We start from the raw sequence: 16082 nt of genomic DNA on the forward strand, positions 1-16082 counted from the left end.
TGTCGATGGAGGTCTCCTGTGGAGCTGGATCTCGCGGCGTTGCGCGCGTTCGTCGTGGTGGTGGAGGAGGAGCAGTTCGGTCACGCCGCGGCTGTGCTGGGAATCAGTCAGCAGGCGGTGTCCAAGCGCATCGCGAAGCTCGAATCGCAGTTGGGGGCGGAACTTCTCGACCGCGGGCCCGGTAGCAGTGTGCCGACCGGCGCCGGTCGTCGGTTGTTGCCGCATGCGCGGTCGCTGCTCGCGGGCGCGGAGGCCGCGGTGCGGGCGGTGCGCGCGGAGGTGCGGCCGTTGCGGGTAGCGGTGCTGGGCAAACGTATGGCCGCGACCGAATTGATGGAGTTCTATCTCGCGCGTCATCCGCATTCCGACACCGAGGTGGTGATCTCGAACATGATCACGACCTCGCGGGAGGCGTTGCGCAGCGGCATCGTCGACGCGGCCCTCGCTCGCGCGTACGGCGGCCCGGTGACGTTGCCCGATGACATTGTCGCCGCTCCGGCGTATCTGGAACCGTTGTATCTGCTGGTGGGCAAGGATCATCCGTTCGCGGGACGGTCGACTATCGCGTTGCGGGAGATCGCCGGGCAGCCGGTGTGGGTGCCGGGGGCGGCGGTGCCGTCGGAGTGGGCGGACTTCTATCGAGATCTCAGCGCGTTCAGCGGGATTCCCGTCGACACCACCGGCCCGTTGGTGAATATGGCGGAGATCGTCGAACGCATCGCGCATTCGTCGTCGCTGACGACCTTCACCGGAGACGGGGGCCAGACGCCGTGGCATCCGAACGTGCGCCGCTTGATGATCGTCGATCCGACACCGGCTTATCCGCTGGCGCTGCTGTGGTCGGCGGGCAATCGGCATCCGGGGCTGCGGCATCTGATCACGCACGTCGCCGACAACTACAACCGGGACACCGCCGCCGCCTGCTGGGTTCCCGAATGTGATCGGGAACTGTTCGCGGTGCCTGTCGCGCCGGGCATGGATCGTCGGCCGGTGCCTCTACCATTCCCCAGGTGACCGGATACGACCAGCTCGACGCGTTCGAGCACCTCGACACCTCGACGTTGCCGCCGCGACAGCAGCGGATTCTCGCTACGATTCGGGACTGGGTTCTCCGGCACGGGTATCCGCCGAATACGCGCGAGATCGGTGACGCGGTGGGTCTGCGGTCGGCGTCGTCGGTGTCCAAGCATCTGAAGAGCCTGGAGGAGCGCGGTTTTCTGCGGCGCAGCCGGACGGTGTCGCGTCCGATCGACGTGCGGATGTTCCTGCAGCCGCCCGCGCGGCGGGAGACCGCGGACGACGCGGTGGCGGTGCCGGTGGTCGGCGATATCGCGGCGGGCGCTCCGATCCTGGCCGAGGAGCATGCCGAGGACACGATGACGTTGCCGCGTGAGCTGGTCGGGCGGGGCACGGTGTTCGGGCTGCGGGTGCGCGGTGATTCGATGATCGAGGCGGCTATCTGCGACGGCGACATCGTGGTGGTGCGCAAGCAGCACGAGGCGCATTCGGGCGAGATCGTGGCGGCGATGATCGACGGGGAGGCGACCGTGAAGGTGTATCGGCGGCGCAACGGTCATGTGTTTCTGGAGCCGCGCAACCCGGCCTATGAGGTGCTCGACGGCGACGAAGCGATCGTGCTCGGCAAGGTCGTGTCGGTGATGCGGCGGGTCTGACCTGGGTGGACCCGCGCGGCGCGGAGTGCCCGGCGCGGCCTTCCCGCGGCGAGCGCCGTACCCTGAACACCATGTCGGACGTCGCGCGGACGCCTCCCGGGGCCGGGTTCGAGCAGCTGGTGCGCTTGCTCAGCGGGCGCCGGGTCGTCGCGCTGACCGGCGCGGGGATTTCGACCGACAGCGGGATCCCGGACTATCGCGGTCCGTCCTCGCCGCCGCGCAACCCGATGACCTATCAGCAGTTCGTCGGCGATCCGGTGTTCCGGCAGCGGTACTGGGCGCGTAATCACGTCGGCTGGCGGCGCATGGACGGGTCGCGCCCCAATCCCGGGCATTTCGCTCTGGCGCGGCTGGAACGCATGGGCGTGGTCACCGGGCTGATCACCCAGAACGTGGACTTGCTGCACACCAAGGCGGGGCATCGGCGGGTAATCGACCTGCACGGTACCTACGCGCGGGTGCGTTGCCTGGGCTGCGCGGCCCTGGTCTCGCGGATGTCGCTGGCCGATCGGCTGGAGGCGGTCAATCCGGGCTTCGCGGCGGCCGCGATGACCGACGGGCTGGAGGTGGCGCCCGACGCCGACGCGGTGGTCACCGACACCGGCGGTTTCCGGATGGTCGACTGCGTGCACTGCGGTGGGATGCTGAAACCGGACATCGTCTATTTCGGGGAGAACGTGCCCAAGGAGCGCGTCGCTGCGGCGTACGAGCTCGTCGACGCCGCGGACGCGCTGTTGGTCGCGGGGTCGTCGCTGACCGTGATGTCCGGGCTGCGATTCGTGCGGCGCGCCGCGCAACGCGGCCGTCCCGTGGTCATCGTCAATCGCGGTCGCACGCGCGGCGACGAGCTGGCGGCGCTCACGCTGGACGCGGGGTGCTCGACCGTGCTGCCCGCCCTCGCCGAGCGGCTGGACGAAACTGGCATCAACGCAACGGCTCCGGGCCGCGAAGCCGGGATGGCCGAATCCGCTCGGTGCGATGCACTCGACCGGGACGACCGGCCGGGCAAAATCCGAGCCCAGGCAGCGACTGCGCGTAGCCCGCATCGTTGCTGATGGGGGCGGTGATGAGCACAGAGGCGGTGCCGCGCACGAGTTCAGGATCGTGCTGATCGCAATCATTCTGTGAACCGGTCGCGCGCCTTACTGTTCCGGACAGTACTTCTCGTGTGAGGACCGTGTCCGATGACGTTGCAGTTGGATCCGACCACATCTGCGCCCCCTTCCCCTCCGGCCGGGGCGACCGCCGAAAGCTCGGCTCCGTTCACCCGCAGGTTGTTCGGCCTGGCCAGGGCCTCCTCTGGACTGATTCTGGCGGTGATCATCTGGCAGCTGGGCGCCAGGTCCTGGCTCGGCACGACCACGCCCGCGCCGACGGAGGTGCTCGAGGCCGGGTGGGAGCTGATCCGCTCGGGTGAGCTGTGGCAGCATCTGGCCGCCTCCGGGCGGCGGGTGGCGGTCGGGCTGGCGATCGGTATCGGCATCGGCCTGGTGTGTGGCGTGGCGGCCGGTTTGTTCCGGATCGCCGAGGATCTGGTGAACGGCCCGCTGCAGGCGTTGCGGATGCTGCCGACGCTGGCGCTGGTGCCGGTGTTCATCATCTGGTTCGGCATCGGTGATTCGTTCAAGATCGCGCTGATCATCGTGGCGCCCATCTTCCCGATCTACCTGAACGTGCTGGCCGGTATCCGTGGCGTGGACCGGCGTCTGGTGGAGGCGGCGGAATCATTGGGACTCAATCGGTTCGAGCTGACCACGACGATCATCCTGCCTGGCGCGCTGCCGCAGATCTTGGTCGGACTGCGGCAGGCGCTGGGCATCGGCTGGCTCACCTTGGTCGTCGCGGAGATGCAGACGACGCCGGTGGGTCTGGGCTTCTTGATGAACGATGCGAAGGAGTTCCTGCGGACCGACCAGATCTTCCTGGTTCTGGTGATCTACGCGGTTCTGGGTTTGCTCACCGATCTGTTCGTGCGCATGCTGGAACACCGGTTCCTGTCCTGGCGCACCGGATACGAGGGGAAGTAGATGACCGCCACCGTCGGGACCGGTGTCCGTATTCGCGGGGCGGCGCGCGCCTTCGGCGGCCGCAAGGTGCGTTGAAGGCGGAGGGAATTCAGGCGCAGCTGGTTCATCTGCTCGCCACCGACGCCGAAGCTCCGCTCAACGGTGGTGATATCGCGGCGGTCGCGCTGCCGGATGTGAACCCGTCGTCGTTCTTCCAGTCGTTCCTGGCCAAGGGCTTCCACCAGGTCGACTCGATTCACGACAACCATCCCGATCTCGCGGGGACCAGCTCGTCGGTGAGCAGCCAGGAGTTCCTCGACAGCCATCCCGATTTCGGCCGCGCTTGGCAGTCGGTGCTGGTGGAGGCCAACCGGTATGCGAAAGAGCATTGGGACGACTACGTGAATTACGAAGTTTCCCAGTCGAAGTCGCCGGAAGCGGCGGTGCGTGCCACAGCGCGTCCGGGGTACATTCCCGATGAGATCTTCGCGCCGATCGGCATCCAGTTGCTGACGGGCACCAAGCAGTTCCTGGTGGATCAGAAGAAAATCCGGGAGGACTTCAGCCTGGAGGAGTGGTTCTACCGGCCGGATCGGCCCGAGCAGAGCTGAGGGCGCGGGTCAGTCGATGGATGCGTCGGGCCGGGCGGTGCTGATCCGCTCGGTGTTGGCGAGCACCCTATCGCGCAGATCCAATGCCGGACAGTTGTTTTCGCGGCAGACATCGGCGGCGAGTGCGCTGAACGTGTGGGCGAGGGCGTGGACTGCGGTGAGGATCTCGCGGCCGGTGTAGCGGGGGAAGAAGTCCGATGGGGCGTCGCGGAATCGGGGGTCGAGCCACTCGTGCAGGTGATGGCCGTTGTGCCAGTGGTCGATGCGGCCGCCGGAGCGGGCGGTGGTGTGCCATTCGGCCATCGTCAGCAGCGATTCGCGCAGCTCGGCGAGGCGCAGCATCGCGGGCCACAGATCGCCGCGCGCGACGTAGACGGGGATCTGCGTGGCCTCGAACCAGAATTCGCGCTGGGTGGACTCGATTTCGGCGGCGGTGGGCCGGGCGGGGGTGTGGCTGCCGGTGGCGGGCGGAAGGGCGGTGGTACTGCCGTCCTTGTCCAGCAGCACGCGGTAGCCGCGCTGATACAGCTCGTCCAGACCCTCGGCGATCAGGTCGTCGAGTCGGCCGGGACCGGCCAGGGTGAAGTCGACTTTGCGGCCCTCGGCCAGGACCACCAGGCAGGTCGGCCAGTGCGGCTCGTCGTTGTCCAGGTGGATGTTCACCAGGACCGGGCCGATCGCGCGCAACCAGTCGTCGGCGCCGACGAGCTCGCCGGTGCCGGGGCCGATGAGTTCGATGTCGAGATCGGAGAACTCGTCGACGCGGGTTCCTCGCGCCCGCGATCCGGTCTGGATCACCGCCGAGATGCCGGGGTGCGCGGCGGCGAACTCGATGATCCGGTCGACGACGAGGTCGGCGTCCTCCATGCGTTCCTTTCCCTTCGAAGGAGGGTGTCCGGTGTGACCGTCATCCTTCCCATCGGGTAGCGGGGACGCCATAGATTTTCCAGATGATCGGAACGGCCGGTTGTGGGAGGGATGTGCGTGCAGGAGATCGCCGAGTGGGCGCGGCAGCGGCCTTGGGGTGTGGGGCTGGAGTGGGGCTCGGCGGGGGCGATGGCGCTCGGGCCGGGCAGCGCGTGCGTGGTCGTGGTCGACGTCCTGTCGTTCACGACGTCGGTGTCGGTGGCGGTGGAAGCTGGGACACGCGTGCTGCCCTATCCGTGGCGCGACGGTGGGGCCGCGGAGTTCGCGGCCCGCCGTGGTGCGGCGCTGGCGGTGGGGCGGCGCGCTGTCTCCGAGCGGCAGCCGTGGTCGCTGTCTCCGGCGGCGTTGCGGGCCGCGCCGGTCGCGGCGCGGCTGGTGCTGCCCTCACCCAATGGTTCGGCCATCGCCGCGGCCGTCAGCGGGGTGCCCGTGGTCGCGGCGTGCCTGCGCAACGCGAGCGCCGTCGCCCGCTGGATCGTGGCGCGGGGATGGGGCACCGCGCAGCGGCCGGTCGCGGTGATCGCCGCGGGCGAGCATTGGCCCGGTCGCGACGTACTGCGGCCCGCGGTCGAGGACTGGCTCGGAGCAGGCGCGGTCGCGGCGGCGCTGGCGCGCGAGGGAGCCGGACCGCTGTCGCCGGAGGCCGGCGCCGCCGCGGCGACCCAGCAGGGGATCACCGACGTCGCGGCGCTGATCCGCGATTGCGCTTCCGGCCGGGAACTGGCCGACGGCGGGTTCGCGCAGGATGTCGCGGTGGCCACCGAACTGGACGTGAGTTCGGTGGTGCCGGTGTTGGCCGAGGGAGCGTTCGCCGACGCCGCCGGATGACCTTGCGCGCCGCGGCACCTAGATGTGCGGGCCGACCAGCGCGATCGCGGATTCGACCGCGACGTCGACGATGCCGGCGATGTCCTCGCCGTCTTCCACGGTGGTGGCGATGAGTTCCCGGAAGCCGCCGAACAGGATCGTCGCCACCTGGCGCGACGGCGGGCGCAGTCCGGCGGCGGCGAATTCCGTGGTGTCGGCGAGCTTCTGGATCAGCGCGACGAACGTCTCGCCGACCTCGCGCTGCAACTGGCGGGCGTCGTCACCGAGGGCGGGTACGACGCGGATCCAGCTGAGGGTGATGGACAGATCGTCCTGTGACGTGCGGATCCAGGCCTCGATGGCTTGGCGCACCTGGGTGCGCCACGGCATGTGCGGGTCGACCGCGGCATCGATCTGCTGGATCGTCTCCTTGTTCCGCTCGGTCAGCAGCGCGATGAAGCAGTCTTGTTTGCTGGTGAAGTGCTCGTAGAAGGTGCGTCGGGAGGTGCGGGCGTGGCGGACCACGTCGGCGACGGTCGAGTCCTGGTAACCGCGTTCGCGCACCGCGACGGCCATGCCGTCGAGGAGGCGACGGCGAAACCCTGAATCCGGGCCGTCGTCGGCGGAGCTGCGGGGTACGGGCTCGGCGCGTGTCACGAGAATCAGGTTAGTTACTCCGGTCGGCTCCTCGCCTCCCGCCCGAATCCCGCACCGGGCCGCGGCCCCGCGTCGCAGCGCTGTCAAGCCGTGACCTGCTCGGAATTGTGTCCCGGTTGCGCGTGCCCGCTGCCGGTGGCGTCGGCGGCCGGGGCGCCTCGGCGGGTGAAGCGGATGGTGCCGTCATCGATGCGGCCGTAGCGCAGCGCGATCACGTCGTGGCCGTAGCTCATCCCCAGCCGCCACGGGGCCCGGGAGCCTGCCTTGGGGAATCGGTCGATGGCGCGCAGCACGTAACCGGCCTGGAAGTCCAGCAGCGGCGTGGGTGACACGGCGGGGTCGGGCCACGGGGTGGTTTGCTGGTAGCCGCCTGCGTCCATGTGCCGCAGCAGGCGGCAGACGAATTCGCTGACCAGGTCGGCTTTCAGCGTCCAGGACGCGTTGGTGTAGCCGATGGTGAAAGCGAAGTTCGGCACGCCGCTCAGCATCATTCCCTTGTAGGCCATGGTGTCCGGCAGCTCGACTTCCCGTCCGTCGACGGTGAGCTGGATACCGCCGAGTGCGAGCAGACGCAGACCGGTCGCGGTGACGACCACGTCGGCCTCGAGTTCGCGTCCGGACCTCAGGCGCATTCCGGTCGCGGTGAATCTGTCGATGTGGTCGGTGACCACGGTGGCGCGGCCCTCGCGGATCGCGCGGAACAGGTCGCCGTCCGGCACCAGGCACAGTCGTTGATCCCACGGCTGGTAGACCGGTTTGAAATGGGTGTCGACGTCATAGCCGTCGGGCAGTTGCCTGACGGTCAGGTCGCGGATGAATTTCCGCATGCGCTGGGGCCGTCGTCTGCTGAATTGGTAGATGAGGGTGCTGATCAGCACGTTCTTCCAGCGGACGATGGTGTATGCCCGCCGTGGTCCCAGTAGTCGCCGCAGCCGGTTCGCGACCGTGTCCTCGGCGGGGACGGGGAAGATGTAGGTCGGTGATCGCTGCAGCATGGTCACTTGTGCGGCGGTCTCGGCCATGGCCGGGACCAGGGTCACCGCGGTGGCGCCGCTGCCGATGACGACCACCCGTTTGCCCGCGTAGTCCAGCTGTTCGGGCCAGTGCTGCGGATGCACCAGTTGGCCGCCGTATTCGCCGAGTCCGGCGAATTCCGGCGTGTACCCCTCGTCGTAGCGGTAGTAACCGCTGCACACGAGCAGGAAATCGCAGGTGATCTCGCGGGTGGCGCCGTCGTGTTCGACGAGCACGGTCCAGCGTGATTCGCTGCTGGACCACGACGCCGCCGTCACCCGATGCCCGTACCGGATGAATCGGTCGATTCCGGCGTCGGCGGCGGTGTCGCGGATGTAGCGCAGGATCGCGGGACCGTCGGCGATGGCTCGGGCCTGGGTCCACGGGCGGAATCGGTAACCGAGGGTGTGCATGTCGGAGTCGGAGCGGACGCCGGGGTAGCGGAACAGATCCCAGGTGCCGCCGAGAGTGTCACGTGCCTCGAGGATCGCGTAGGTGCGGTGGGGGAATGCCGCCTGCAGGTGGTGGGCCGCGCCGATGCCGGACAGCCCGGCGCCGACGATCAGGACGTCGAGGTGTTCGCTCATGCTCGCGCTCCCGTCGTGTCGCGGGTGCGCAGGCTGCGTTCCAGCAGCGCGACCACGCCGTAGTAGTGGGTGGGGGTCACCCGGGCCAAGAGGTCGAACAGGTAGGCGTCGGGTCCGACCAGGATGCGGGACTTGCCGTGTTCGACGCCGCGGCAGATGATTTCGGCCGCTTTCTGCGGCGTGGTCAGGGTGACCGCCTCGAATTCCGCCGCCATCTGCTCGTGCGTGCGCCCCCGGCCTTCGGGGTCCTTGCGGACGCGGGCGTTGCGGGCGATGTTGGTCCTGATGCCGCCGGGGTGGACGTTGACCGCGGACACCCCGGTGCCGCGCAGTTCCTGCCGCAGGGCGTCGGTGAACCCGCGCACGGCGAATTTTGCCGCGCAGTAGGCGCTCTGGTTGGGCATGCCGAGCAGCCCGAACACACTCGAGGTGTTGACCACGACGCCGTGATCCTGCTCGACCAGGAGGGGCAGGAACGCGCGGGTGCCGTTGACGACGCCGTCGAAATTGATCCGCCGCAGCCATTCGTCGTCTTCGGGGACCGCGTCGAGCACCGAGGAAGACGTCGCGACGCCGGCGTTGTTGAACACCGCGGCCAGCGGCGCGGTCAGCCAGTCGCGGACTTCGTCGGCGAAGGCGAGCTGGTCGGCGGCGTCGCGCACGTCCAGGACGCGGGTGAGCACCGGGCCGGTCAGCGCGGCCGCCGTCTCCTTCAACCCGACCCCGTCGATATCGGCGATCGCGACGGGCGAGCCGCGGCGGGACAACAAGTGGGCGAGGCTGCGGCCGATTCCGGAGGCCGCGCCGGTGATCATGACCGGGCGGCCGGACAGCGGTCTACGGGTGCGGGGCATCGGTGCTCCTGCTTTCGGACGTGCGGATGTGTTCGTGGATGAGGTCGACGAGCATGGGCCACACCGCGGCGGGCAGGTCGTGGCCCATGCCCGCCAGAGTGCGCAGGCGAGCGCCCGCGATGGCGCGAGCGGTCGCGGCCGCGCCGGTCGGGGCGACCATCAGGTCCCGGTCGCCGTGCAGGACCAGTGTCGGCGCGGTGACCGCGCGCAGTTCGCCGGTCCGGTCGCCGGATTTGAGGATGCCCGCGAGCTGCCGGGCGACGCCCGCGGCGGGGGCGGGGTCACGGTCCCAGGTCATGGCCGCGGTCGCGCGCACCGCGGGCTCGTCGAACGGGTATCCGGCCGAGCGGATGTGCCGGTATATGCGCACGGTCCGATCGATGTGCTCGTCGCGGGTGCGGGCCGGGCGGCTGAACATCAACCGCCAGGTGGACCAGGCGGGGCGGCCGACCCCGGCGGCGCCGGTGGTGGACATGAGCGAGGTCAGGGACGCGACCCGGTCGGGGTGCCGGGCGGCGACGGTCTGGGCGATCATTCCGCCCATCGACATGCCGGCCAGATGCGCCGAAGGCAGGTCGAGCGCGTCGAGCAGGCCGACGGTGTCGGCGGCCAGATCGGCCAGCGTGTACTGGTCGGGATGCCAGCGCCCGCCCAGCATGCCCAGCGGTCCCGGTGGCGGGAAGCGGCCGTGCGTCGAGCGGCCGACGTCGCGATTGTCGAAACGGATGACGTGGTAGCCGCGTGCCGCCAGCAGCTCGCACAACCCCTGCGGCCAGTCGTGGAATTGCTGCCCCAGCCCGGAGATCAGCAGCAGCGGGACGCCGTCGCCGTGCTGGGTGTAGGCGAGGGTGATGCCGCGGCCGACTTCGGCGAACTGCTCGGTCATGCCGTCACCTCGGCGGCGCGCTCCAGGGTAGACGCGGTGTTGCGTGGTGCGCGACGACGCACCACGGCGCGGCCTTTCTTCGCTGGGACGAGGGCGACGCCGCGGAAGTGTGCGCGTTCGTCGCGGGCGTCGGTCGGTTCGAGGGTGAAGTCACGCAGCAGCGTGCGCAGCACGACGTTCATCTCCATCGTGGCGAACGCGGCGCCGATGCAGCGGCGGCTGCCGCCGCCGAAGGGGATCCAGGTGAACGTGCCGGGCCGGACACCGACGAATCGATCGGGGTCGAAATCGCGGGCGTTCGGGAACAGGTCCTCGTTGTCGTGCATGAGCCGGATGCTGACGACGATCTTCTGCCCCTTCGGCAGCGTCCACCGGCCCAGCCGCAGCGACTCCGCCCGCACCTGACGGGCCGTCGCGTCGATGACCGGCCGTACCCGCTGCACCTCCAGCAGCGTCGCCTCGCGCAGCTGCGATCCACCGGCGTCGGCTTCGGCGACCAAGCGGCGCAGCACATCCGGGTGCCTGCGTAGTCGCTCGATCGTCCATGACAGGGTCGTCGCCGTCGTCTCGTGCCCGGCGGTGAGCAGGGTCAGCAGTTCGTCGGCGATCTCACCGCGCGACATGGCCGAGCCGTCGTCGTAGCGGGCTTGCAGCAGCATGGCCAGCACGTCGTCGCGCTCGTCGATGCGGTCGTCGGCCGCGCGGTCGATGAGCCGGCCGACGATGGCGTCGTAGCTGCGGCGGTAGGCCGCGAACCGGGCCCAGGGGCCGAATCGGCCGAGTGTCCGTTTGGGCACCGGAATCGCGGCGAGGGCCGATCCGATCAGGACCAGTTTGGGCAGCAGCTCGCGCAGTTGCTCGAACTCGGCGCCCTCGGCGCCGAACACCGCGCGCAGGATCACGTTCAGCGTGATCCGCATCATCGAGTCCATCGTGGCGAACTCCTGCCCCGTGGGCCACGTCGCCATCTCGCGGACCGTTTCCTCCTCGATCAGCGATTCGTACACGGTCAATCGGCGGCCGTGGAACGGTGGGGTCAGCAGTTTGCGCTGCTTGCGGTGTTCGGCGCCGGTCAGCGCGAACAGCGACCCCGGCCCGAGGAATTCGCCGAGGTTGACGTCGATGTTGTCGACGACGTCGGTTCCCGCGGTGAACAGCGCTTTGATCTCGGCGGGGTCGGCGAGCACGACCGACCGTCCGAATCTGGGCATCTGGATGGTGAAGGCCGAGCCGTAGCGGTCGTGCATGCGCCGCCACGTGCGGGTGCGGCCGGTCAAGATCTGCAGGTTCTGCACGATCGGCGGGGTGGATGGACCGTCGGGCAGTCGCACAGCGGGCATAAGCCCACCTCCTCGCGTGGTACTTCGATGTACCACTGGTACGGTACGCTCACGTACCGCGGTGTGACAAGGGTTACACCGACACTTCTTCGCCCGCGGTATCCCACAGTTCGCCGCTGTGCGCGGCGAGAAGGTTCCCGATGCGGGCCAGCGCCTCGGCGACGGGCAGCGGGCCGAGCCGGCGGCCGTCGCGCAGCCGCAGCGCCACACCGTCGGCAGCGGCCTCCTCGGCGCCGATGACCGCCTGATACGGCACGAGGCGATGGTCGCGGATGCGTGCCCCGAGGCTGCCGCGATCCGGTGGCGAGACCACCACGCGCAGCCCGAGATCGCGGCAGCGCCGCTCGAACTCCGCGCCCGCCGCCTCCTGGACATCGGTCACCGGCAGCACGGCCAGCTGGATCGGCGCCAGCCATGCCGGGAACCGGCCGCCGTGACATTCGATCAGATGGGCCACGGCTCGCTCGACGCTGCCGATGATGCTGCGGTGCACCATGACCGGCCGGTGCGCCGCGCCGTCGGCGCCGGTGTAGTGCAGGTCGAACTGCTCGGGCTGATGGAAATCGACCTGCACGGTGGACAGGGTGGACTCCCGTCCCGCGCTGTCGCGGACCTGCACGTCGATCTTCGGGCCGTAGAACGCCGCTTCGCCTTCCACTGCCTCGTAGGCCAGGCCCGAGGCGTCCAGGACCTCGGTGAGCACCGCGATCGAGCGCTCCCACAAGTCCGGTGCGGCAACGTATTTCCCACCCGGTCCGGGCAGGGACAACCGGTAGCGGGCCGCGCGGATACCCAGCGCGGCGTAGGCGTCACCGATCATGGCCAGCGCCGCGGCGACCTCGGCGGTGACCTGATCGAGGGTGCAGAAGATGTGCGCGTCGTTGAGCTGGATCGCGCGCACCCGGGTCAACCCGCCCAGCACGCCCGAGAGTTCGCAGCGGTACATGCCGCCCAGCTCGGCGATCCGCAGCGGCAGCTCGCGATAACTGTGCGGGCGGGAGCGGAACAGCAGCGCGTGGTGCGGGCACAGACTGGGGCGCAACACCATCTGCTCGCCGCCGAGGTCCATCGGCGGGAACATGTCGTCGCGGTAATGCTGCCAGTGTCCGGAGGTTTCGTAGAGCTCGCGCTTGCCGAGCACCGGCGAATACACATGGCGGTAGCCCGCGCGGCGTTCGGCGGCGCTGATGTAGTCCTCCAGCGCTTGGCGCACGGCCGCGCCGTCGGGCAGCCAGAACGGTAGTCCCGCGCCGATCAGCGGGTCGGTGTCGAACAGATTCAGCGCGCGGCCGAGTGCGTGATGGTCGGGCATGGTGGTCTCCTCGTGAACAGCGGGCGAGTGACCACAAGACGAAGCCCCGGGGCACTCGCCCCGGGCTTCGATGAAAGCGTCGATCAGCGCACCGGGACGGATTCCGGCGTCGTCGTCACAGCAGCGCGCTTCACGCCGGCGACGTTAGCAGACGCGGCAGCCGCGAGGCACGGGGAATTTCGGCGGGCGGCGAACCGGTCGCGAAGATCGCCGAGTGCCCACCGGCGCGACGGATTTGACGCATAATCGAGTTCGATTGGCACGCAAAGGCATCGGGGGACGATGGGGACGCGCAGAGCGGTGCTGCGAGCGGGAGTGGTGCTCCCGCTGACTGCCGCGTGCGCGCCGGACCTGCTGCTGGGCAGCTCGGAGGCGGTGCGCGTCGGCGTGTCCTGGAGCGGATCGGAACTGGCCGCCTTCCACGCCGTACTGAAGGGACTGGAGGTAGCCTTCGACGTCGAAGTGATCCCCCTCGGGGACAACACCGACACCGCCTTCACCGCAGGCGGCCGGTCCGCCCCCGACGTGGTGTTGCTGCCGCAGGCGGGGCGGGTGCGGGAGCTGGCCCGGCGCGGCGAACTGCGGCCGATCCCCGAGACGGTGTGGACCGATGAACGCGGTGCCCGCTACGCCCAGCACTGGCAACTGTTGCTGCGCCACGAGGGCCGTGCGTTCGGCGTGCCGTTCAAAGCCGCCGACAAATCACTGGTGTGGTTCGATCGTCAGCAGTTCGCCACCTACGGTTTGGGCGATCCGACGGGATGGACCCTGCCCGACTGGGTGGACCGGATGGAGGTCCTCGCGCAGTCCCCGATTCGCCTGCTCGCCTTGGCCGCCGCCGACGGATGGGTGCTGACCGACTTCTTCGAAAACGTCCTGCTCGCCGAATCCCCGAGGTTCTACGACGAATTGGCATCGAAGAACAGGCGAGAATGGGACAACCCGGCGGTGCGGGCCGCCCTGAAACATCTGGGCATTCTGTGGGGACATCGGCACGCGTTCCCCGGAGGCGTCGGAGTCGCGTTGACGCGGCAGTTCTCCGACGCCGTGCGGGATGTGTTCCAGCATCGCCGCGCCGCGGCCGTCGTCGCCCCCGATTTCGCGGAACCGATCGTACGCAGCGGGGTACGCGCGTCCGGCCGCCAGGTCCGGGACGTCGTCGGTGTGGCGCCCTTCCCCGCGGTCACCCCCGCGTCGGGGCGGCCGAAGATCGTCGGCGGCGACGTGCTCGTCGTGACCCACGAAGCGAACCGTCGCGCCGAAGACCTGGTCGAGAAACTGGCCGGTGCCCGCGCCCCACTGCCCTGGATCGAGCGCAACGGCGGCTTCCTCGCCCCGAACCTGCGCACCGAGGCGGAGTACTCGCCGCTGCTGGCGTCCTCGGCGCGTGAATTGAACGCCCGCAGCGCCTTCGACCTGTCCGACCGGATCGGCGCCGTGGGCGGACGGGCCGGATTGTGGCGGGCGCTGACCGAGTTCCTGATCGCCATCGGCGACGGAGCGCCGACACCGGTGGCCGAGGCCACCGACCGCGCTATCGCCGCGCTGGACGACTTCGAGCGGCGGCGCCGATGACGCTGCCGCCGGATTTCGAAGTCAACGGGCTGCGCATCGAGCTGGCCACCCGCCGCATGCGCGGACCGCTGGTCCCCGGCGGCCGGCCGCGGCGCTGGCTCGGGCGGCTCACCGGACTGCCCGCGGCGGTCCTGACGGTAGCCCTGCTGGTCCTGCCCGCCGCGTGGACCGTGGTCATCGCCACCCGGGCCCGCCCGGCGGAGGTGCTCGCGTGCGCGATCGTCGCGGCGAGCGCGCTACTGCCGGTCGTGCTGCGCAGACGGACCGCGCTGCCACGGAGCCGAATCCCGCTCTGGCTGACGGCGATCGGTGGTACGGCCGGCGGGCTATGGCTGCTCGTCGGCACGATGAGCCCCGACGGGAGAGGCGCCTACCTGCGCACACTGGTGTGGGTGGGGTTCGCAGTCGGGCTCCTGCTGCTGGCGTTGGCGATCGCCTGGTGGGGGCGTGCGGCGCGCTGGCTGTGGCTTCCGCTGATCGTGCCCTTCGGAGTGTCGGCGTTCGTGTCCGGCGTGGCGTTCCGGGTGATCTTCGGTTCCGGCGCACGATGGCTGCACATCGAGGACGCCGGGATCTACCGATGGTGGCTCGCGGCGATGCTGGGCTCGGCGTTCCTGTGGACCTGGCTGGGTTTCCTCACCGCGCTGTTCCGAGCCGGAATCCATGCGATAGAAGCCGATCCGGCGCGCGCGGGGTACCTGTATCGCGACGACGGCCGGCCGCTGGTGTTGCGGCTGTACGAATTGCTGCGGCCGGTGCTGCTGATCGCCGGGCTCGCGGTAGGGGTCGCGGCCGCGCGAGTCTTCGACGTCGTGCTGATCGGCGTCCCCGGTGCACTGGAGTACCAGGTGGACAGCGCCACCGTGCACTGGTGGCGCCTGTCCGCCGACACCGGCTCCGGCGCCGCGGCGGCCTACGCGCTACCGCTGGCGGTGCTCGTGGGCGCGGTCGCCTGGCTACTGCAGGTGGACGTGCGCAGACATCGCGCGAGCTGGTCGGCGGTGCGCGCGATGACGGTGCCGGGGCGGCGTCGCATCGGCGCGGTGCGGGCGGCGGGCATCGGGCTGGTCTCGGTGCTGGTGCTGTTCCCGATCGGCGTGCTCGCCTACACCGGCGTGCGCGGACACGACGGATTCGGATTCGCGGCCGTCGCTCTGGTGTGGGGCGACGACGGACTGTGGCGTTCGCTGCAGACCACCGCGTGGGTCGCGGGGATCGTGACGGTGGTCGTGGTGACCGCGGCGGCTCCGGTGGCCTACCGGCTGGCCGCGCTGCGCCCCGACGGCACCGCCGCGCGAGTGGCCGTGGTGGCGCTGGTGGTGCTGGCCGTGATCCCCGCGCAGACCTACCTCGGGCCGATCGATGGTCTCGTCGATACCTATGAACTGTCCGGGACGCGGATTCCGCTGATCCTCGTGCACGCCGCCGCCGGTTTGCCGATCGCCATCCTCGTGCTGCGCGGCGCGATGCTCGCCCCGCCGGGCAGCGGCGCGGCCGACGCCCTGCACGGTCTGGCCAGTCCCGGCACCATCGCGCGGCGGTTGCTGGCGACCTCCGGGCCCGCGCTGGGAGCGGTGGCGGTGCTCGAATTCGTCCAGGTGTGGAACGACTTCTTCATCGGGCTCGTCGTCAGCGGGGCAGGAGCCAGCCCGTGGTCGCTGCTGCTGTGGGGCGAGGCGCGCCAGTTCGGTGAGAACGCCGCACAAGTGGCCGCCGGATCGCTGGTCTCGGCGGTGCTGCCGGTGGCGCTGCTGCTGGCGACCTGGCGGCGCTGGGTGGTGCCGGGACTGACCGGGGGAGTGCTGCGATGAGGCGGGCCGTGCGGGCGCGGTC

The 16082-nt window shown here is 69.9% G+C and carries 15 protein-coding genes; 8 read left to right on the top strand and 7 right to left on the bottom strand.

Annotated features, from left to right (window positions below):
• Positions 1-18 precede the first annotated feature (18 nt).
• The 5 genes from LTT66_RS30010 (at position 19) to LTT66_RS30030 (ending at position 4290) form a co-directional block, all read left to right on the top strand.
• Complete coding sequence (locus tag LTT66_RS30010) at positions 19-1014, top strand: LysR family transcriptional regulator (protein ID WP_233061922.1); 996 nt, start codon at positions 19-21, stop codon at positions 1012-1014.
• Positions 1011-1673: a transcriptional repressor LexA gene (gene lexA / locus LTT66_RS30015; protein WP_181723106.1), complete on the top strand. Its 663-nt coding sequence runs from the start codon at positions 1011-1013 to the stop codon at positions 1671-1673. The genes LTT66_RS30010 and lexA overlap by 4 nt, the downstream gene beginning before the upstream one ends.
• Before the next feature lie 71 nt (positions 1674-1744).
• Entirely contained in the window at positions 1745-2728 is a 984-nt protein-coding gene (locus tag LTT66_RS30020) for an NAD-dependent protein deacetylase (RefSeq protein ID WP_233061923.1), read from the top strand.
• A gap of 129 nt (positions 2729-2857) precedes the next feature.
• A complete protein-coding gene (locus LTT66_RS30025) occupies positions 2858-3700 on the top strand; it encodes an ABC transporter permease (protein ID WP_233061924.1) in 843 nt (280 codons plus the stop codon).
• A gap of 71 nt (positions 3701-3771) precedes the next feature.
• Entirely contained in the window at positions 3772-4290 is a 519-nt protein-coding gene (locus LTT66_RS30030; RefSeq protein WP_233061925.1) for a substrate-binding domain-containing protein, read from the top strand.
• A gap of 9 nt (positions 4291-4299) precedes the next feature.
• Here the strand turns inward: LTT66_RS30030 and LTT66_RS30035 are convergent, their stop codons facing one another.
• Positions 4300-5157 carry an aminoglycoside 6-adenylyltransferase gene (locus tag LTT66_RS30035; RefSeq protein WP_233061926.1) on the bottom strand — a complete coding sequence of 286 codons (858 nt, stop codon included), beginning with the start codon at positions 5155-5157 and terminating at the stop codon, positions 4300-4302.
• A gap of 117 nt (positions 5158-5274) precedes the next feature.
• On the opposite strand from LTT66_RS30035, the gene LTT66_RS30040 reads away from it, so the two are divergent.
• Positions 5275-6045 (top strand): 2-phosphosulfolactate phosphatase, encoded by a 771-nt coding sequence (locus LTT66_RS30040; RefSeq protein ID WP_233061927.1) that lies wholly within the window; start codon positions 5275-5277, stop codon positions 6043-6045.
• 18 nt (positions 6046-6063) lie between these two features.
• On the opposite strand, the gene LTT66_RS30045 is transcribed toward LTT66_RS30040, so the two are convergent.
• The 6 genes from LTT66_RS30045 to thrS form a co-directional block, all read right to left on the bottom strand.
• On the bottom strand, positions 6064-6681 hold the full coding sequence (locus LTT66_RS30045) for a TetR/AcrR family transcriptional regulator (RefSeq protein WP_233061928.1): 618 nt from the start codon (positions 6679-6681) through the stop codon (positions 6064-6066).
• 83 nt (positions 6682-6764) lie between these two features.
• A complete protein-coding gene (locus tag LTT66_RS30050) occupies positions 6765-8282 on the bottom strand; it encodes a flavin-containing monooxygenase (protein ID WP_233061929.1) in 1518 nt (505 codons plus the stop codon).
• Complete coding sequence (locus LTT66_RS30055; RefSeq protein ID WP_233061930.1) at positions 8279-9136, bottom strand: SDR family NAD(P)-dependent oxidoreductase; 858 nt, start codon at positions 9134-9136, stop codon at positions 8279-8281. The genes LTT66_RS30050 and LTT66_RS30055 overlap by 4 nt, the downstream gene beginning before the upstream one ends.
• A complete protein-coding gene (locus LTT66_RS30060) occupies positions 9120-10022 on the bottom strand; it encodes an alpha/beta fold hydrolase (protein WP_233061931.1) in 903 nt (300 codons plus the stop codon). Before LTT66_RS30060 ends, LTT66_RS30055 begins: the two co-directional genes overlap by 17 nt.
• Positions 10019-11362, bottom strand: coding sequence for a cytochrome P450 (locus LTT66_RS30065; RefSeq protein ID WP_233061932.1), 1344 nt, complete (start codon positions 11360-11362; stop codon positions 10019-10021). The genes LTT66_RS30060 and LTT66_RS30065 overlap by 4 nt, the downstream gene beginning before the upstream one ends.
• 73 nt (positions 11363-11435) lie before the next feature.
• Positions 11436-12674 carry a threonine--tRNA ligase gene (gene thrS / locus LTT66_RS30070; RefSeq protein WP_233061933.1) on the bottom strand — a complete coding sequence of 413 codons (1239 nt, stop codon included), beginning with the start codon at positions 12672-12674 and terminating at the stop codon, positions 11436-11438.
• A gap of 282 nt (positions 12675-12956) precedes the next feature.
• Here thrS and LTT66_RS30075 point away from each other — a divergent pair, with 282 nt between their 5' ends.
• Together LTT66_RS30075 and LTT66_RS30080 are read left to right on the top strand one after the other, a co-directional pair.
• Positions 12957-14249, top strand: coding sequence for an ABC transporter substrate-binding protein (locus LTT66_RS30075; RefSeq protein ID WP_233061934.1), 1293 nt, complete (start codon positions 12957-12959; stop codon positions 14247-14249).
• Positions 14246-16060, top strand: a complete 1815-nt coding sequence (locus tag LTT66_RS30080) for an ABC transporter permease family protein (protein ID WP_233061935.1) — start codon at positions 14246-14248, stop codon at positions 16058-16060. Before LTT66_RS30075 ends, LTT66_RS30080 begins: the two co-directional genes overlap by 4 nt.
• Positions 16061-16082: the final 22 nt, after the last annotated feature.

The organism is Nocardia gipuzkoensis, from assembly GCF_021183645.1.
GTDB lineage: Bacteria > Actinomycetota > Actinomycetes > Mycobacteriales > Mycobacteriaceae > Nocardia > Nocardia abscessus.

What these genes read in the sequence shown, in the direction of transcription:
- LTT66_RS30080 (WP_233061935.1), top strand. Translation starts at nt 14,246, where the DNA reads ATGACGCTGCCGCCGGATTTCGAAGTCAACGGGCTGCGCATCGAGCTG.
- LTT66_RS30060 (WP_233061931.1), bottom strand. Translation starts at nt 10,022, where the DNA reads ATGACCGAGCAGTTCGCCGAAGTCGGCCGCGGCATCACCCTCGCCTAC.
- LTT66_RS30035 (WP_233061926.1), bottom strand. Translation starts at nt 5,157, where the DNA reads ATGGAGGACGCCGACCTCGTCGTCGACCGGATCATCGAGTTCGCCGCC.
- LTT66_RS30065 (WP_233061932.1), bottom strand. Translation starts at nt 11,362, where the DNA reads ATGCCCGCTGTGCGACTGCCCGACGGTCCATCCACCCCGCCGATCGTG.
- LTT66_RS30020 (WP_233061923.1), top strand. Translation starts at nt 1,745, where the DNA reads ATGTCGGACGTCGCGCGGACGCCTCCCGGGGCCGGGTTCGAGCAGCTG.
- LTT66_RS30075 (WP_233061934.1), top strand. Translation starts at nt 12,957, where the DNA reads ATGGGGACGCGCAGAGCGGTGCTGCGAGCGGGAGTGGTGCTCCCGCTG.
- thrS (WP_233061933.1), bottom strand. Translation starts at nt 12,674, where the DNA reads ATGCCCGACCATCACGCACTCGGCCGCGCGCTGAATCTGTTCGACACC.
- LTT66_RS30055 (WP_233061930.1), bottom strand. Translation starts at nt 9,136, where the DNA reads ATGCCCCGCACCCGTAGACCGCTGTCCGGCCGCCCGGTCATGATCACC.
- LTT66_RS30025 (WP_233061924.1), top strand. Translation starts at nt 2,858, where the DNA reads ATGACGTTGCAGTTGGATCCGACCACATCTGCGCCCCCTTCCCCTCCG.
- LTT66_RS30050 (WP_233061929.1), bottom strand. Translation starts at nt 8,282, where the DNA reads ATGAGCGAACACCTCGACGTCCTGATCGTCGGCGCCGGGCTGTCCGGC.